Source organism: Mycetocola saprophilus (assembly GCF_000718085.1).
Classification (GTDB): domain Bacteria; phylum Actinomycetota; class Actinomycetes; order Actinomycetales; family Microbacteriaceae; genus Mycetocola; species Mycetocola saprophilus.
In genome coordinates, this window is sequence record NZ_JOEC01000003.1 from 101,937 (window position 1) to 118,767 (window position 16,831).

The window sequence follows — 16,831 nt, forward strand, 5'->3', positions numbered from 1 at the left end:
CGCAAGGATCTCCCCGCACCAGATTTTTCACAAAAACGCCCAGGATTTCTCCCCACATAATCCTGGGCGTTTTTGCGTGCCCGGAATCGAATAATCGGGGCTATCGCTGAGCGCCTCGGCGGGGTATCGTACCCAGTAACGATATTTACCGTTTGACACAACAAATGTGTCCCGTCCCGTCAGGATCCTCAATGTCGACGACCCAGCTTCCCAACTCCATGCGCGCCAGCGTGCTCCAGGCAGCCCGCCAGATCACCCTGGAGGAGCGCCCGCTCCCCCACCTCGACCCCGACCAGGTGCTGGTCAAGATCTCCGCCGTGGGCATCTGCGGCTCGGACGTGCACTACTACCACGAGGGGCGCATCGGCGACTTCGTGGTGGATGCCCCGATGATCCTCGGTCACGAATCCGCCGGCGTGATCGCCGCGGTGGGTGCGGGCGTGGATCCCGCCCGGATCGGATCGCGGGTCTCGATCGAGCCTCAGCGACCCAGCGCCACCTCCCGCGAAACCCTCGAGGGGAACTACAACCTCGACCCGCACATGGAGTTCTACGCCACCCCGCCGATCGACGGGGCCTTTGCCGAGTACGCGGTGATCCAGTCCCACTTCGCCCACGACGTCCCCGACTCGGTGAGCGATGAGGCCGCCGCGCTGATCGAACCCCTCTCGGTGGGGATCGCCACCGCCCGCAAGGCCGGATTCACCGCGGGCTCCCGGGTACTGATCGCCGGTGCCGGACCGATCGGCGTCATCATCGCCCAGGTCGCCCGTGCCTATGGGGCCCTCGAGGTCATCGTGAGCGACCTCAGCCAGAGCCGCCGCGAACAGGCCCTGCGTTTTGGGGCGACCCGGGTGCTCGATCCGCGCGAGGAGGATGTCAGCACCCTCGGGGTCGATGCCTTCGTGGATGCCTCGGGTGCCACCGCCGCCGTCACCTCGGGCATTCGCGCCGTGCGCCCCTCGGGCCGCGTGGTCCTGGTGGGCCTGGGCACGCCGGAAATGACGCTGCCGGTGTCGGTTATTCAGAACAACGAGCTGATCGTCACCGGGATCTTCCGCTACACCAACACCTGGCCGCTGGGCATCGACCTGGTTGCCGCGGGCAAGGTGGATCTCGATGGTCTGGTCACCGGAAAGTACGGCCTCGCCGAGGTTGAAACCGCACTGGATGCCAGCACCCGGGAATCCGCGCTCAAGACCGTGGTCTACCCGGGACGCTAGGACGCGGGCCGGGGTGCTGTCCGACGGGAGGCCTCGCCACCGAGCCAAACGGGGCGAGGCCGCGCGGGCCGGGCTACCCCCGCGCGGGCTCGGCCGTGGACGCGCGGGGAATCAGCGTGGTCGCGAGTTCCATATGGTGCGAATCCAGCAACCCATCGCGGGATTGTTCGAGCACCAGGCGCAGGGCCGCGTGACCAATATCGCGCAGCGGCTGGGCGACGGTGGTCAGCGGCGGGATCGTGCGCAGCCCAAGCGCGGTCCCATCAAACCCGATCACACTGACGTCCTCGGGAATGCGCAGCCCGCGCCGGGCAGCCTCCTCGAAGACCCCCACGGCGATGCTGTCGCTGGCGGCGAAGATCGCCGTGGGAGGCTCCGCCAAATCCATCAGGGCGGCCATACCAGCCACCCCGGATTCGGGGTGGAAGGTTCCGGGGATCACATAGTCGGCGCGCGGTTCGATGCCGTGGGCGCGCAGGGAGGCGAGGTAGCCGTGCAACCGGGCCACGTGACACTCGGCGACCTCGGGGCCGCCGATGTAGGCGATGCACCGATGCCCGAGGTCGGCCAGGTGATCGGTTGCCGCGCGGCCGCCGGCCCAGTTGGTCGAGCCCACGCTCACAAAACCCTCATCGATCGGGCTGAAGGGATCCACCACCACCACGGGCATCCCCAGGCGACGAAACTCCGCCAGCTCGGCCACGGTCATCCGCGAGGTGATCAGGACCATGCCGGTGCGCCCGGCGTCGGCGAGGCGGCGCGCCCATGCGCCGCTGTCCACCCGGTCCGTGCGCGCCTGGGACACCACGATATCCACGTCGATCTCGCTCGCCGCCTCGACCACCCCGCGCAGCACCTCGAGGGCGTAGTCGCTATCGAGCTCCTCGCAGACAAAGTCGATCAGGCGCGGACCCGCGGGGGCCTCTCGGCGACGACCGGGGGCCTCATATCCCACCTCATCAATGACCGCTTGAACGCGGCTCCGGGTGGCGGCCGCCACGTCGTCGCGGCCATTGAGGACCTTGGACACCGTGGCCATCGAGACGCCGGCCTGCGCCGCTACCTGCGCGAGCGTTGCGCGTTTATGAGTCATGGGCCTCCTCGATCCGATCGTCGAAAATCTTTCGGTGCCTCGCAGCTTAGCGTCCCCGACCCTCGAAACGGAACGCCACGCATTAATTTCGCGAATTATCCAACAAATACCCTTGACCTTCTCCGCAGCGTCTGGCTAAAGTACCTGTATTCCACCTAAATAATTGCGAAAAGTTTTCGAAGATGGTGGTGGAACACCCTTCAGGTTCGACCTCAGCCGTTTTGCCTCGGCAAAACCGCAAAGTCCGAGTTTCGAGATCCCGGCACTGGCGCCGCGGAGAAAGCAATGGAGCACTCATGAAGCGACGTACCCTGACGAGCGTGGTGGCGGGAGCCGCCATCCTCGCCCTCACCCTGACCGGCTGCGGTTCAGCCGGAAACGCCGTCCCCGAGGGATCGGCCACCATGTGGACGATCTCGGGGGCCACCGAACCCATCATCAAGGAATCGGTTTCCCGTTGGAACGCCGCCCACGAAGACGAGAGCATCAAGATCGACTCGTTTGCCGACGACGCCTTCAAGACCAAGGTCCGCACCGCAATCGGTGCGGGTGAGGGTCCCACATTCATCTACGGATGGGGCGGCGGAGTCTTGCGAGACTACGTCGAGGCGGGCGAGGTTGAAGACCTGACCGACTTCCTGAAGGAGAACCCCGAGGTCTCCGAACGCTATCTGCAGTCGGTGCTCGCCACCGGGCAGGTGGACGGCAAAACCTACGGTTTGCCCAATGGGGCCAACACCCCGGTGATGATCTACTTCAATAAGAAGGTCTTCGACGATGCCGGAGTGACTCCGCCCAAAACCTGGGATGATCTGCTGAAGCTGGTCAAGGTGTTCAACGATAAGGGCATCGCCCCGTTCTCCCTCGGCGGTCAGTCCAAGTGGCCCAACCTGATGTGGTTGCAGTACCTCACCGACCGCATCGGCGGCCCCGAGGTCTTCCAGGCAGTGATCGATGGCAAGCCCGGCGCCTGGTCGAATCCGGCCATCATCAAGGCACTCAGCATGATCCAGGAACTCGTGGACGCCGGCGGATTTGTGAACGGCTTCTCCTCGATCGCCGCCGATTCCGGAGCCGACCGCGCCCTGCTGCACACCGGAAAGGCCGCGATGCTGATGCAGGGTGCCTGGGCGTACCCGACCTTCAAGACCGACGCCCCGCAGTTCGTGAAAGATGACAACCTCGGCTTCGCCCCGTTCCCGACCGTGGCGGGTGGAACGGGCGACCCCAAGAACATCGTGGGGAACCCCTCGAACTTCTGGTCGATCTCCTCCAAGGCCACCCCCGAGCAGAAGAAGGCGGCCCTGGCGTACCTCAAGGACGGCATGTTTGACGCCGAGTACACCAAGCAGCTGATCGACACCGGCTCGGTCCCCGTGGTCACCGGCGTCGAGGACCAGCTCAAGAAGAGCGAGGACGCCGACTTCCTCACCTTCACCTACAACCTGGCCTCCAACGCGCCGCACTTCCAGCTCTCCTGGGACCAGGCACTGCCGTCGGTGCAGGGCGACGCGATGCTGACCCACCTGGACCAGATCTTCCTGAAGAAGATCACCCCCGAGGAGTTCGCCACCAACATGAACAAGACCCTGGGTAAGTAACCATCATGACGCTCATCACTTCCAAGCGTCACCGAGGGGCCCACGACGCGGGCCCCTCGGGGTGGTTCGTGGCCCCGGCCCTGGTCTTTTTTGTCATTTTTGCGGTGGTGCCGCTGGTCGGCGTGATCGCGCTGAGCCTGGCCAACTGGAACGGCATCGGGGCGATCACCTGGGCGGGCTTTGCCAACTGGGCCAAGGTCCTGGTAGACCCGGTCACTGGCAACGCGCTGGTGGTCACCGCCAAGATCATGGTGTTCTCCTATATTGTGCAGGCCCCGATCAGCATCCTGCTGGGCGCCTTCGTGGCCGGCAAGCAGCGCTACCGCGCGCTACTCGCGGTGTTCTACTTCATCCCGCTGCTGCTGAGTTCGGCGGCCGTGGCCATCGCCTTCAAGGCGCTGCTCGACCCCAACTTCGGTCTGGGTGCGGGCCTGGGCATCCCCGCCCTCGCGCAGGACTGGCTCGGCAACCCCGACCTGGTGCTGTTTGTGGTGATCTTCGTGATCGCCTGGCAGTTTGTCCCCTTCCACACGCTGATCTATCAGGGTGCAGTGCGGCAGATTCCCGCCAGCATGTACGAGGCCGCGCGTCTGGATGGGGCGGGCACCATCGCCCAGTTCTTCCACATCACCCTGCCCCAGCTCAAGTACACGATCATCACCTCCTCCACGCTGATGGTCGTGGGCTCGCTGACCTACTTTGACCTGATCTTCATCCTCACCGCCGGCGGTCCCGGATACTCCACCCGCCTGCTGCCGCTGCACATGTACCTCACCGGATTCCGCTCCAACGACATGGGGGCGGCCGCCGCACTCGGCGTGATCCTGGTGGTCATCGGATTGCTGCTGGCACTCATGCTGCAGCGTCTGGGTGGCAAGGATCGCAGCGCCAACCAGACCGAGGGAGCATAATGACCGCCACCCAAACCCGCGCCGAACCTCGCACCGCGGCGAGCGCCCCAACCCCGCGCGCCGCCTCGGCCGGCCGGTCCCCCGAGGCCTCCCGCGGGGTGGGCCGGCCCAACTTCCTGGCCGGACTCGGTGGCTGGGTGTGGCTGGCCATCATCATCCTGCCGGTCTACTACGTGGTCATCACGAGCCTCAAGAAGCAGTCGGACTATTTCTCCACCAACCCGTTGCTCCCCCCGACCAACCCGACCTTTGAGAACTACGCGCTGGTCCTGGAAAACCAGTTTGTGCGCTACCTGATCAACTCGGCCGTGGTCACGGTGGGCTCGGTGATCCCGATCCTGCTGGTGTCGTTTATGGCCTCCTATGCGCTGGTGCGCGGTAAGGGCAGGTTCATCAACGGGGCGAACACGCTGTTCCTGCTGGGGCTGGCGATTCCGATCCAGGCGACCATCGTGCCGATCTACTTCATGATCTCCAAGGCCGGTCTCTACGATTCGCTGCTCGCGCTGATCCTGCCCTCGATCGCGTTTGCGATTCCACTCTCGGTCATCATCCTCAACACGTTCATGCGCAACGTCCCCACCGAGCTGTTCGAGTCGATGCGGCTGGATGGCTGCTCGCACTGGCAGATGCTGTGGCGGCTCGCCCTCCCGCTCACCAAGCCCGCGCTGATGACCGTCGGTATCTACCAGGGGCTGCAGGTGTGGAACGGATTCCTATTCCCCCTGGTGCTGACCCAGAGCCCGGACAACCGGGTGCTGCCGCTCTCGCTCTGGGCGTTCCAGGGCGAGTTCACCATCAACATCCCGGCGATCCTGGCCAGCGTCATTCTCTCGACGCTGCCGCTGCTGGCGCTCTACCTCGTCGGTCGCCGCCAGCTGCTCAGCGGCCTCACCGCCGGATTCGGAAAATAGGAAGGGACACCATGACCACCACTCCCCCGCCCGCCCTGCGGGTCGGCATGATCGGGCACGCATTTATGGGTGCCATGCACTCGCACGCCTGGCGCACGGCCCCCCGGTTCTTTGATCTGCCGCTCACCCCCGAGCTCGCGGTGATCGCCGGTCGAAATCCCGCATCCACCGAGGCCGCCGCGGCCAAGTACGGCTGGGCCGAGTCGACCACGAACTGGCGCGAGCTGATCGAGCGTGACGATATCGACCTGATCGACATCTGCACCCCCGGGGACACCCACCGCGAGATCGCCTTGGCAGCCCTCGCCGCCGGTAAGCACGTGCTGTGTGAAAAGCCGCTGGCCAACACCGTGGCCGAGGCCGAGGAGATGACCGCGGCCGCCGAAGACGCCGCATCCCGCGGGGTCTTTTCGATGTGTGGGTTTACCTACCGTCGAACCCCGGCGCTGACCCTGGCCCGCCAGCTGGTGGCCGAGGGACGCCTGGGGACCGTGCGCCAGGTGCGCGCCCAGTACCTCCAGGACTGGCTGAGCGATGAGAACGCCCCGATGACCTGGCGGCTGGACAAAACCAAGTCGGGGTCGGGGTCGCTCGGGGACATCGGTGCCCACATCATCGATGCAGCCCAGTATGTAACCGGCACCGATATCGCCGGGGTCTCGGCGATGCTGGAAACCTTTGTGACCCGTCGCCCGGTGGGCGGCGAACACGTGGGCCTCGGAGGCTCCGGCGCGACCGACGGCGAGTACGCCGAGGTGACCGTGGATGATGCGGCCCTGTTTACGGCCCGCTTCACCGACAACACGGTGGGCATCTTCGAGGCCACCCGCTTCGCGCTGGGGCGGAAGAACGCCGTGCGCCTGGAGATCAACGGCACGCTGGGCTCGCTCGCCTTCGACTTCGAGGACATGAACGTACTGGAATTCTTCGACGGCACGGCACCCGCCCACACCCAGGGATTCCAGCGCATCATCGTGACCGAGCCGGTCCACCCCTACACCGCCAACTGGTGGCCCGCCGGACACGGCCTGGGCTACGAGCACGGCTTCACCCACCAGGTGGTGGACCTGGTCACCGCGATCGGTGCCAGCACGTCCCCCACCCCCTCCTTCCGCGACGCCCTCGGCGTGCAGCGGGTGCTGGACGCGGTCGAACGCAGCTCGGCCGATCACAGCATCTATACCCCGGTTTCCCGGTAACCCCCAAAGGAAAGTACACCCATGAAAAACGCCCTCGTGGTGCGCGGCGGCTGGGACGGACACCAGCCCGTCGAGGCCACCAACCTCTTTATCCCCTTCCTCGAAGACAACGGCTATACCGTGCGGATCGAGGAATCCACGGCCGTCTATGCCGATGCCGACTACCTCGCCACCGTGGATCTGATTGTGCAGTGCAACACCATGACCACCATCGAGAAGGAGGAGTTTGAGGGTCTGCGCGCCGCGGTGGAGGCCGGCACCGGACTCGCCGGCTGGCACGGCGGCATCGCCGACTCCTACCGCAACAACTCCGACTATCTGCAGCTGATCGGCGGCCAGTTCGCCTGCCACCCGGGTAACCATCCCGATACCCTGACCGGTGAGCAGTCCGACAACTATGTGCCGCACACCATCAACATCGTGCCCGAGGCCGCGGATCACCCGATCGTTGCCGGGATTACCGACTTCGACCTGGTGACCGAGCAGTACTGGGTTCTCGCCGATGACTACAACGACGTGCTGGCAACGACCACGCAGGCGGTGCGCGAGTGGGATGCCTGGACCCGTCCGGTCACCTCCCCCGCCATCTGGACCCGCCAGTGGGGCCGGGGGCGCATCTTTGTCAGCACCCCCGGTCACCGGGTGGAAATCCTGCAGGATGACAATGTGAAGACGATCATCGAACGGGGGCTGCTGTGGGCCAGCCGGTAATCTCCCCCACCCGCGTGGGGATCGTCGGGGTCGGCGCGATTGCCGGCCAGTACCTGGCGAGCTTCCCCACGCTGGAACACCTGCGCCTGGTCGCGGTAGCCGATCTCGACATGGATCGTGCACGCAGCGTCGCCGAATCCGCCCCGGTTCCCGGGGTGCGTGCTCTCACGGTGAATGAGCTGCTGGCCGACCCCGAGGTGGACGTGGTGCTCAACCTCACCATCCCGCGGGCACACGCCGACATCGCGCTGCGGGCGATTGCCGCGGGTAAGGATGTCTACGGGGAGAAGCCGCTGACCGCGACCGTCGCCGAGGGCGTCGAGGTTCTGGCCGCCGCCCAGGCCGCCGGCGTCCGGGTCGCCTGCGCGCCGGATACGGTGCTGGGCACCGGCGTGCAGACCGCTCGCGCCGCGGTGGATGCGGGCCTGATCGGGAGGCCGATTTCGGCGAGCGCCACGATGGTCACCCCGGGGCACGAGCGCTGGCACCCGAACCCGGACTTCTACTATGCGCCCGGCGGCGGCCCGCTGCTGGACATGGGACCGTACTATGTGACCGCGCTGGTCAGCCTGCTCGGGCCGGTCACCCGGGTGATCGGGGCCGCAAGCCACACCCGCGCCGAGCGCACCATCGGCTCGGGACCGCGCGCGGGCGAGGTGATCCCGGTCACCACCGACTCGCATGTGACCGGGATCCTAACCCACGCCTCGGGTGCCCTCTCGACCCTGTTCATGAGCTTCGATGCGGTGGCCACCCGGTCCTCGAACATCGAGATCCACGGCGAAACCGCCTCGCTGATCGTCCCCGACCCCAACGGATTCGAGGGCGACGTGCGGATCCGCCGCCTGGGCGAGGACGACTGGGAGACCCTGCCGGTGTCGGCTGGCTACCCCGGAGCCTCCCGCGGCATCGGCCTGGACGACTTCGCCGCGACCCCCGCCGACCAGACCCCGCGCGCCAGCGGCGACCTGGCCCTGCACGTGCTGGAGATCATGGAATCGGTGCTGACCTCGGCCCACTCGGGCAGTGCGGTCACCATCGCTTCTACGGTAGAGCGCCCGGCGGCGGTCACCGCCTAACCGACGCAGGATACGGAACAACGGTCGCCTCCGTTCGGAGGCGACCGTTGTTCTGTATCCCGAAACCGGTACGGCTAGCCGCGGATGAAGCGCATGGGCACCTCGATGGTCACCTCGGTGCCGGCTCCCATCACCGTGTGCCAGTCGATCCGGCCCGAGAGCTCACCCTGGATCAGGGTGCGCACGATCTGGGTTCCCAGGCCCGCGCCCACGCGTCCCTCGGGCAGGCCCACGCCGTTGTCGCGCACCAGGACGGTGAGGTTTTCGGCGTCGCGCTGGGCCACGATCTCGACCTTGCCCTCGCGTCCGGCCAGGCCGTGCTCCACCGCGTTGGTCACCAGCTCGGTGAGCGCCAGGGCGAGCGGGGTCGCATACTCGCTCGGGAGCACCCCGAAGGTGCCGGTCTTGATCGGGTGAACCTTGGTGTTGTGTGAGGAGGCGACCTCGGCGATCAGCATCAGCACACGCTCAAACACGTCGTCGAAGTCCACCGCCTGGTTCAGGCCCTCGGAAAGGGTATCGTGCACCACGGCAATGGCGGACACGCGACGCATGGCCTGGGTCAGCGCCTCGGCCCCCTCCTCGGTGCGTGCACGACGCGCCTGAATGCGCAGCAGCGAGGCCACGGTCTGCAGGTTGTTTTTCACCCGGTGGTGGATCTCGCGGATGGTCGCATCCTTGGTGATCAGCTCGCGCTCCTGGTGGCGCAGCTCGGAGACGTCGCGGCACAGCACGATCGCGCCGGCCCGCTCCCCACGGTGGCGCAGCGGGATGGTGCGCAGCGAGACGGTCACCCCGCGCGCCTCGATGTCGGTGCGCCACGGCGCGCGACCGGTCACCACCAGCGGCAACGACTCGTCGATGTCCTGCTTTCCGGGCAGGATCTGCGTGGTGACCTCGGCGAGGGACTCCCCCTCCAGCTCATCCACGAAACCCATCCGGTTGAACGCCGACAGCGCATTGGGGCTCGCGAAGGTCGTGATGCCCTCCACATCCAGACGGATCAGGCCGTCGTTCGCACGCGGGGCACCGCGGCGCGGACCGCTCGGGGCACCCAGGTCGGGGAAGTCACCGGCGGCGATCATGCCAAACAGGTCATCCGCGCACTCGTTGAACGTTAACTCCTGACGGCTCGGAGTGCGCGTCTCGGACAGGTTGGTGTGCCGGGTCAGCACGGCGATCGGGCGCGGCGCGTTCTCGGCCGAGGTCGGATTCAGCCGGCGCATGACCGGGACCGCGAGCACGCGGGTCGGGGTCTCCTCGTACCAGTCAGGCGAGGAGGAATCCACGATCTTGCCCTCCTCGAAGGCCCCGGACACCTGGGCCGACCACTGCGGCTTGATCCGCTGGCCCACCACATCGCGGTAGAACAGCGTCGCGGCGCTCGAGGGGCGGTGATGCGACACGGACACGAACGATCCGTCCGCGGTCGGTGCCCAAATCACGATGTCCGCAAACGCCAGGTCGGCGAGCAGCTGGGCGTCACCGATCAGCATATGGAGCCAGTCAATGTCCTCTTCGCTGGCGAGGCCCTGACGGTGGATGAGGTCACTGAGAGTCGACATTCCCCCAGTTTAGAATGCCGCGCCTTGTCTGATGTGACGGCCCGCGGTTTCCACGCGTCGGAATACTGCTCGGCGTCCTCCACCGTGGGGTTTTTGGATGGGTTATACACAGTGTGCACCGGGTGTGCGCGAGGTATGACGGCCGCCTGTTTGGATGGGAACCCCATGCCGCCAGTTCCGGGCTAACCAGCTCGAGCTCCCCGGCATCCGGGCGGCATCGGTACCCATCGGAGACGTCTATGCCCGTTCACCACCACCCATCACACCCGTTCGTTCCGCTCGGCTCCGCGTTCGGTGCCCCCGTGCGTGCAGCCCGGCGCGCGGAGGATCCGCCCGGCCCTCCCCGGCTCACGGAAGATACGAACGGGTCGACCCAGCCCCGGCTCACCGAGGACTCACCCGGCCCTCCTCGACTCACGAAGGATGCGCACGGGTCGACCCAGCCCCGACTCTCCGAGGACCCACCCGTCCCTCCTCGACTCACGAAGGATGCGCACGGGCCGAACCTGCCCCTGCGGCCGGCGCGGATGCTGCGGCCCGGGGTCGAGGTCGAGATCGCCCGCATCGCCCTCGCCGCACTCGAGGCCCTGGCGGGCATGCGGGACGTGAGCCAACTCGCTCGCTGGCTCACCCCCGAGGTGTACACCGGGCTCGAACGGCAGGCCACGCTGGCGCGGCGGGGACGGGTTGCCCATGGTCAGTCCGAGCGACATGTGGCCTACCGGCTCGGTCCCCCGCACTATTGCCGCCCGACCGTGGACAGCGTGGAGGCCACGATCATCGCACACGGACCGGTCACCTCGGTGGCCGTGGTCCTTCGCTTGGAAACACACGGCGCCCACTGGCGGGCAAGTGTCCTGCATGTCCTGTAACGTGCCCCGATCGAGCCGGTCGTTCGGCACAACGCGGAATGCCGCCCACCCCGAGGGGTGAGCGGCATTCCGAAACCGGGAAACCCGGACTACTTCTTCTTGCGACGATCCGCGCGGTTGCCGCCGGTCTGCTGACCAAACGCACCGCGGTCACCGCCGGTGGCGCTGGCGGCGGAGGGACCGGCCGGGCCGGCCTCACGCTGAGCCTTGGCGGTGGCGCTCTGGTTGACCTGGCCGCCGGCACCACGCACCTCAACCTCGCCATCCTCGCTGGGGGCGATGTAGCTGAGCTTGCGCTGCTCGGGCTCGTTACGCTCCAGACCCTTCGCCGTCACCTCGACGGTCCCGCCATCCACGGCCTCGGTTGCACCCTCGGCAACCTCAACCTCAAGGTTGAACAGGAAGCCGATGGACTCCTCGCGGATCTGGCCCATCATCTGCTGGAACATTGCATAGCCCTCGCGCTGGTACTCAACCAGCGGGTCGCGCTGTGCCATCGCACGCAGGCCGATACCGTCCTTGAGGTAGTCCATCTCGTAGAGGTGGTCCCGCCAGCGGCGGTCCACAACCTGGAGCACCACGCGACGCTCGAGCTCACGCATGGCAGGCTCGCCCAGCTGGTCTTCACGACGACCATAGGCCACCTTGGCATCGGAGAGAATCTCGCGGCGGATGAAGTCGCGGTTCACGCGTCCACGCTGTCCGGCCTCGGCGATCACCTCGTCGATGGTCACACCAACGGGGTAGATCTGCTTGAGGTCGACCCACAGGGCGTCGAAGTCCCAGTCGTCGCCGTTACCCTCGTGCACGTGCACGTCGAGGATTTCGTCGATGACGTTTTCCAGGAAGGTGTCCACGCGATCGTGCAGGTCATCGCCCTCGAGGATGTGGCGACGGTCGGTGTAGATTGCCTCACGCTGACGGTTCAGAACGTCGTCATACTTCAGCACGTTCTTACGGATCTCGGCGTTGCGCTGCTCGACCTGCGACTGGGCGCTGCGGATCGCCCGCGACACCATCTTGGACTCGATCGCCACATCGTCCGGGGTTCCCCCACGGCTCATCAGGGCCTCGGCTGCACCGGAGTTGAACAGGCGCATCAGGTCGTCGGTCAGCGACAGGTAGAAGCGGCTCTCGCCCGGGTCTCCCTGACGGCCCGAACGACCACGCAGCTGGTTGTCGATCCGGCGCGATTCGTGACGCTCGGTGCCCAGCACGTAGAGTCCACCGGCCTCGGCGACCTTTTCGGCCTCCACCGAAACCTCGGCCTTGACGTCCTTGAAGACGTCGTCCCACGCTGCCTCGTACTCCTCGGGGTTCTCCGAGGGGCTCAGGCCCTTCTCAGTCATCTTCGCCACCGCGAGGAACTCGGCGTTTCCACCGAGCATGATGTCGGTACCACGACCGGCCATGTTGGTGGCCACCGTTACGGCGCCGAAGCGTCCGGCCTGGGCCACGATCGCGGCCTCACGGGCGTGGTTCTTGGCGTTCAGGACCTCGTGACGGATACCCTTCTTCGCCAGCAGGCGGGAGAGGTACTCGCTCTTTTCCACCGAGGTGGTTCCCACCAGAACCGGCTGGCCCTGCTCGTGACGCTCGGCGATGTCCTCGGCGACCTGCTCAAACTTGACCTGCTCGTTCTTGTACACCAGGTCGGGCTGGTCGATGCGCTGCATCGGCTTGTTGGTCGGGATCGGGACCACACCCAGCTTGTAGGTGGACATGAACTCGGCGGCCTCGGTGTCGGCGGTACCGGTCATACCCGAGAGCTTCTCGTAGAGACGGAAGTAGTTCTGCAGGGTCACCGTGGCGAGGGTCTGGTTCTCCGCCTTGACGGTCACACCCTCCTTGGCCTCGATGGCCTGGTGGATACCCTCGTTGTAGCGACGACCGGCGAGGATACGGCCGGTGTGCTCATCCACGATCATGACCTCACCGTTCATCACGACGTAGTCCTTGTCGCGCTTGAACAGGGCGGATGCCTTGATCGAGTTGTTCAGGAACGAGATCAGCGGGGTGTTGGCCGACTCGTAGAGGTTGTCGATGCCGAGGTAGTCCTCGACCTTTTCGATGCCGGGCTCCAGCACACCCACGGTGCGCTTCTTCTCGTCGACCTCGTAGTCCACGCCGGCCTCAAGCTTGGTGGCGATGCGGGCAAACTCGGTGAACCAGCGGTTGGCCTCACCTGAGGACGGGCCCGAGATGATCAGCGGGGTACGGGCCTCATCGATCAGGATCGAGTCGACCTCGTCCACGATGGCGAAGAAGTGGCCACGCTGGACCAGGTCGGCGGACTGCCACGCCATGTTGTCACGCAGGAAGTCGAAGCCAAACTCGTTGTTGGTGCCGTAGGTAATGTCGGCGGCGTACTGCTCGCGACGCTCGGCCGGGGTCTGACCGGAGATGATCACACCGGTGGTCATGCCGAGGGCGCGGAACACGCGGCCCATCAGCTCCGACTGGTAGCTCGCCAGGAAGTCGTTGACCGTAACCACGTGCACACCCTTGCCGGCGATGGCGTTGAGGTAGGCGGGCAGGGTGGCGACCAGGGTCTTACCCTCACCGGTCTTCATCTCGGAGATGTTGCCGAGGTGCAGGGCCGCACCACCCATGATCTGCACGTCGAAGTGACGCAGACCCAGGGTGCGCTTAGAGGCCTCACGGACGGCGGCGAACGCCTCGGGCAGGAGGTCGTCGAGGGTTTCGCCGGCTTCGAAGCGACCGCGCAGCTCGGCGGTCTCCTCGCGCAGCTCCTCGTCGGTCAGGCCGTTGAAGTCTTCCTCAAGCGCGTTGACCGCCTTGGTCAGGTTCTGCAGCTTTTTGATGACTCGGCCTTCGCCAACACGAAGGACTTTTTCCAGGACTGAGGCCACGACTTGCTCTCCACTTGTCTTTGGTCGCCGACGGGGCGCGGGTCCGCACGGGTGTGCGGCCCACCCATCGTCGACGGGGCGCAGTTCCGCACGGTGTGTGCGGCCGACCCTTCGATGGGACCATCGAGGGCCAAGTCTATGTTATCGGGACGGGGGAACAACACCGGTGTTCGGTGCGGATTTCGACCGAAAACACAGTAAATTTCTCCCAAAGCGAAGCGCCCCGGCCCCCTATAGAGGGCCGGGGCGCTGGTCCGCGGGGCGACACACACCGCACTGATGGTGAGTGCCCCGGCGGATGATGTGTCTAGGAGGCTTGTGCTTCCGCTTCCTCATGCAGGCCGATCACACCGTAGTCCCAGCCCTTACGGCGGTAGACCACGCTGGAGCGGTCGGTGCGGGCATCGATGAAGAGGAAGAAGTCGTGTCCGACCAGTTCCATCCGGTCTACCGCCTCTTCCACGGTCATCCACTCGGCGGGGAACAGCTTCTCGCGAATCACCACGGGGCTGTAGGGCACGTCCTCTTCGGATTCCTCGATCACGGGGACGGATCCGGTGGCAACCGCGTTCAGGACATCAACGCCGGCAGCTTCGAGACCGATGGAGGTAAACCCCTCGGCGCTGGCCTCGTGCAGCGAGGTGCGACCGCGGCCCCGCAGGACCTTACGGCGGTCCTTCGAACGGCGAATGCGCTCCATCAGCTTCGCCATGGCGAGGTCAAACGCCACGTATTGGTCGGATCCGGTGGCCTCCGCGCGAACCAGCGGGCCGGGACCCACGAGGGTGAGTTCCACCCGGTCTTCGCCGCGACGGCCGGACTTATCGCTGTGCCGGGAAACCTTGACCTCAAACGAGATCGTCTTTTCCGCCAGGTGCTCGACCTTGGCGGACTTTTCCTCGACATAGTCACGGAAACGATCGGTGATCTTCAGGCCAAATCCTACGATGTTGGTTTCCATGTGGACCTCCAGTCAGGGCGTGCCACCAGTTGATCCCGGCGGTCCTTTCACGCCTTTAGCCCCCACCGTAGCCCCCTTTCCTAGACTTGTCATCAGAAAACTTGGATCCGATGTTTTCCGGGCGTGCCCCGTTCGGGCAGAGCCTGAGAATCCGCACAAAAAACGGCGGCAGGGCGCGCATTTTGCGCCCCGCCACCGCCCCAAACCGATCCCGGGTTACAGGTTCACCAGCGTCTTGGACCTGTCTTTCTGGGCCAGGAAGAACCCGCAGGCGGCGATCGCCCAGCCCCACACCGCATGCCCAAAAGCCTCGGAGAAGTGCTCCTCCCAGGGCTGGTTCCAGGCGGCGGGGACCGTTCCCATCGCCGGCATCAGAATCAGGTGGAAGAAGACCCAGACCACAAGCCCGAAGGCCGCGCCCTGCCACAGCGAGGTGATCGGCAAATACTGGGCGGCGAAGAGGTACACCATGGCGCACACAATCGAGAAGGCAAAGTGGATGATCAGCGCCACATAGAAGACCTTCTGATCCCCGAAGAGGACGAAGGAGTGGGTTTGCTCCGAGGTCATCCCGAACTGCTCAAGCAGCGTCTGGGGTGGATTGGTCGCGTTTCTCTCGATGCTGCGCGGCGGGAAAATGACCTCCCATCCGATCTTCACCATTCCGGAAATCATCCCGGCAATGAAGCCAAACCAGAGGCTCTTCAGGATGATTGCGCCCACCGGAGCGAGCGGCTTTGTTAGCTTAAACACGGATTCCCCCACACATATTGACCCCCAAAATTACGTCAGTAGCGACGAACCCCAGCGTAATTTTTGCGACAAACCACTGTCAATACGGGCGGCCGCCATTTCGCGAAACACCACGGTAGCGTGGGTCTCACGATCCGCAATTTCGGCCCAATAACGTGATAAATACGCGGCTCTTTACTCTAGCTTCACCCCCAACGAGGCCAACACTGGTCCGCAATTTCGACCATCTATATGCGACAGTGGTTGTATGCATCAGGCGAAACGAGCCGCACGGGCAAGGACCAGCACTCCCGCCGGGAGCAGCCCCGCGTCCCGAAGGGCCCGCACGGCCTCACGCAGCGTGGCACCACTCGTGCACACATCATCGACCACCCAGAGGTTGGGGCTTCGGAGCGCCGGGGAGGTGCCGGATCGAGCCGAGACTCGAGCCACCGAGCCCCGGGGACGAACCCTCAGCGTCCCCGCCAGATTCTGGGCACGCTCGGCGGAGCTCAGACCCAGCTGATCGCGCGGTGTGTGCGCCCATTCGAGCAGCCGCAGGGGTGGATGGCCGGTGCGCCGGATCAGCATATCGACCGGGTGATACCCACGGCGAGTAAATCCGGCGGCACGGCCCGGGATGGGAACCAGGAGAGCCGGAGACGAACGCGTGCCCCCGTTGGCGGCCTCGATGGTCTTGGCCAGGGGCGCGGCCAGGGCACCGGCGAGGTCAACCCGATGGTGATTCTTGAAGTCGAGCACCAACCGCGAGACGGGATCGTGATACCGCAGTGCCCAAAGCAGCCGGATATCGGGTGAACGAGCACCGGGCAGCCGGATATCGGGTGAACGAGCACCGGGCAGCCGCGATCCGGGCGCGTGGGCAGCAGGCATGCGAGCGCCCGGCGGCGGGGTGGGCGGAGCATCGGGCAGCCGGCCCTCGCGTGGTGTCGCCGAGGCGAGCACCACGCGGCATCCGGGACAGAGCCCGGACACCGGCCAGCGTGGATCGGCCGGAAGTCCGCATCCCGCGCAGGGAACGGGGACGAAGCAGCCCAGGGCAAAGGAAGCGATTCGAGTGGTCATGGGACCATTCT

Annotated in this window: 14 protein-coding genes; 8 read left to right on the top strand and 6 right to left on the bottom strand. The window is 65.7% G+C overall.

Annotation, left to right across the window (positions count from 1 at the left end):
• The first annotated feature begins 191 nt into the window (after positions 1 to 191).
• Entirely contained in the window at positions 192 to 1,223 is a 1,032-nt protein-coding gene (locus tag IE92_RS0112960) for an NAD(P)-dependent alcohol dehydrogenase (RefSeq protein WP_030148929.1), read from the top strand.
• 73 nt (positions 1,224 to 1,296) lie between these two features.
• Here the strand turns inward: IE92_RS0112960 and IE92_RS0112965 are convergent, their stop codons facing one another.
• Complete coding sequence (locus tag IE92_RS0112965) at positions 1,297 to 2,316, bottom strand: LacI family DNA-binding transcriptional regulator (RefSeq protein WP_030148930.1); 1,020 nt, start codon at positions 2,314 to 2,316, stop codon at positions 1,297 to 1,299.
• Between the two features lie 296 nt (positions 2,317 to 2,612).
• Between IE92_RS0112965 and IE92_RS0112970 the strand changes: the two genes are divergently transcribed.
• From IE92_RS0112970 to IE92_RS0112995, 6 genes are read left to right on the top strand one after another with little or no spacing between them, the layout of a single operon-like run.
• Entirely contained in the window at positions 2,613 to 3,917 is a 1,305-nt protein-coding gene (locus IE92_RS0112970; protein ID WP_030148931.1) for an ABC transporter substrate-binding protein, read from the top strand.
• 5 nt (positions 3,918 to 3,922) lie between these two features.
• A complete protein-coding gene (locus tag IE92_RS0112975) occupies positions 3,923 to 4,828 on the top strand; it encodes a carbohydrate ABC transporter permease (protein ID WP_030148932.1) in 906 nt (301 codons plus the stop codon).
• Positions 4,828 to 5,742: a carbohydrate ABC transporter permease gene (locus IE92_RS0112980; protein WP_030148933.1), complete on the top strand. Its 915-nt coding sequence runs from the start codon at positions 4,828 to 4,830 to the stop codon at positions 5,740 to 5,742. The genes IE92_RS0112975 and IE92_RS0112980 overlap by 1 nt, the downstream gene beginning before the upstream one ends.
• 11 nt (positions 5,743 to 5,753) lie before the next feature.
• Positions 5,754 to 6,941, top strand: a complete 1,188-nt coding sequence (locus IE92_RS0112985; RefSeq protein WP_030148934.1) for a Gfo/Idh/MocA family protein — start codon at positions 5,754 to 5,756, stop codon at positions 6,939 to 6,941.
• Between the two features lie 21 nt (positions 6,942 to 6,962).
• Positions 6,963 to 7,652, top strand: a complete 690-nt coding sequence (locus IE92_RS0112990) for a ThuA domain-containing protein (protein ID WP_030148935.1) — start codon at positions 6,963 to 6,965, stop codon at positions 7,650 to 7,652.
• A complete protein-coding gene (locus IE92_RS0112995) occupies positions 7,637 to 8,731 on the top strand; it encodes a Gfo/Idh/MocA family protein (RefSeq protein ID WP_030148936.1) in 1,095 nt (364 codons plus the stop codon). Before IE92_RS0112990 ends, IE92_RS0112995 begins: the two co-directional genes overlap by 16 nt.
• 74 nt (positions 8,732 to 8,805) lie before the next feature.
• Here the strand turns inward: IE92_RS0112995 and IE92_RS0113000 are convergent, their stop codons facing one another.
• Positions 8,806 to 10,296: a sensor histidine kinase gene (locus tag IE92_RS0113000; protein WP_030148937.1), complete on the bottom strand. Its 1,491-nt coding sequence runs from the start codon at positions 10,294 to 10,296 to the stop codon at positions 8,806 to 8,808.
• Positions 10,297 to 10,823: 527 nt separating this feature from the next.
• On the opposite strand from IE92_RS0113000, the gene IE92_RS0113005 reads away from it, so the two are divergent.
• Positions 10,824 to 11,168 (top strand): Rv3235 family protein, encoded by a 345-nt coding sequence (locus IE92_RS0113005; protein ID WP_051701941.1) that lies wholly within the window; start codon positions 10,824 to 10,826, stop codon positions 11,166 to 11,168.
• Positions 11,169 to 11,257: 89 nt separating this feature from the next.
• Here IE92_RS0113005 and secA read toward each other — a convergent pair whose 3' ends face one another.
• The 4 genes from secA to IE92_RS17440 all read right to left on the bottom strand — a co-directional run bounded on the left by secA (position 11,258) and on the right by IE92_RS17440 (position 16,820).
• Positions 11,258 to 14,041, bottom strand: coding sequence for a preprotein translocase subunit SecA (gene secA / locus IE92_RS0113010; protein WP_030148939.1), 2,784 nt, complete (start codon positions 14,039 to 14,041; stop codon positions 11,258 to 11,260).
• Between the two features lie 307 nt (positions 14,042 to 14,348).
• Positions 14,349 to 15,002 (bottom strand): ribosome hibernation-promoting factor, HPF/YfiA family, encoded by a 654-nt coding sequence (gene hpf / locus IE92_RS0113015; RefSeq protein ID WP_030148940.1) that lies wholly within the window; start codon positions 15,000 to 15,002, stop codon positions 14,349 to 14,351.
• Between the two features lie 216 nt (positions 15,003 to 15,218).
• A complete protein-coding gene (locus tag IE92_RS0113020) occupies positions 15,219 to 15,755 on the bottom strand; it encodes a YagU family protein (RefSeq protein WP_030148941.1) in 537 nt (178 codons plus the stop codon).
• A 252-nt stretch (positions 15,756 to 16,007) separates the two neighbouring features.
• Positions 16,008 to 16,820, bottom strand: coding sequence for a ComF family protein (locus tag IE92_RS17440; protein WP_156027553.1), 813 nt, complete (start codon positions 16,818 to 16,820; stop codon positions 16,008 to 16,010).
• Between the last annotated feature and the right edge of the window lie 11 nt (positions 16,821 to 16,831).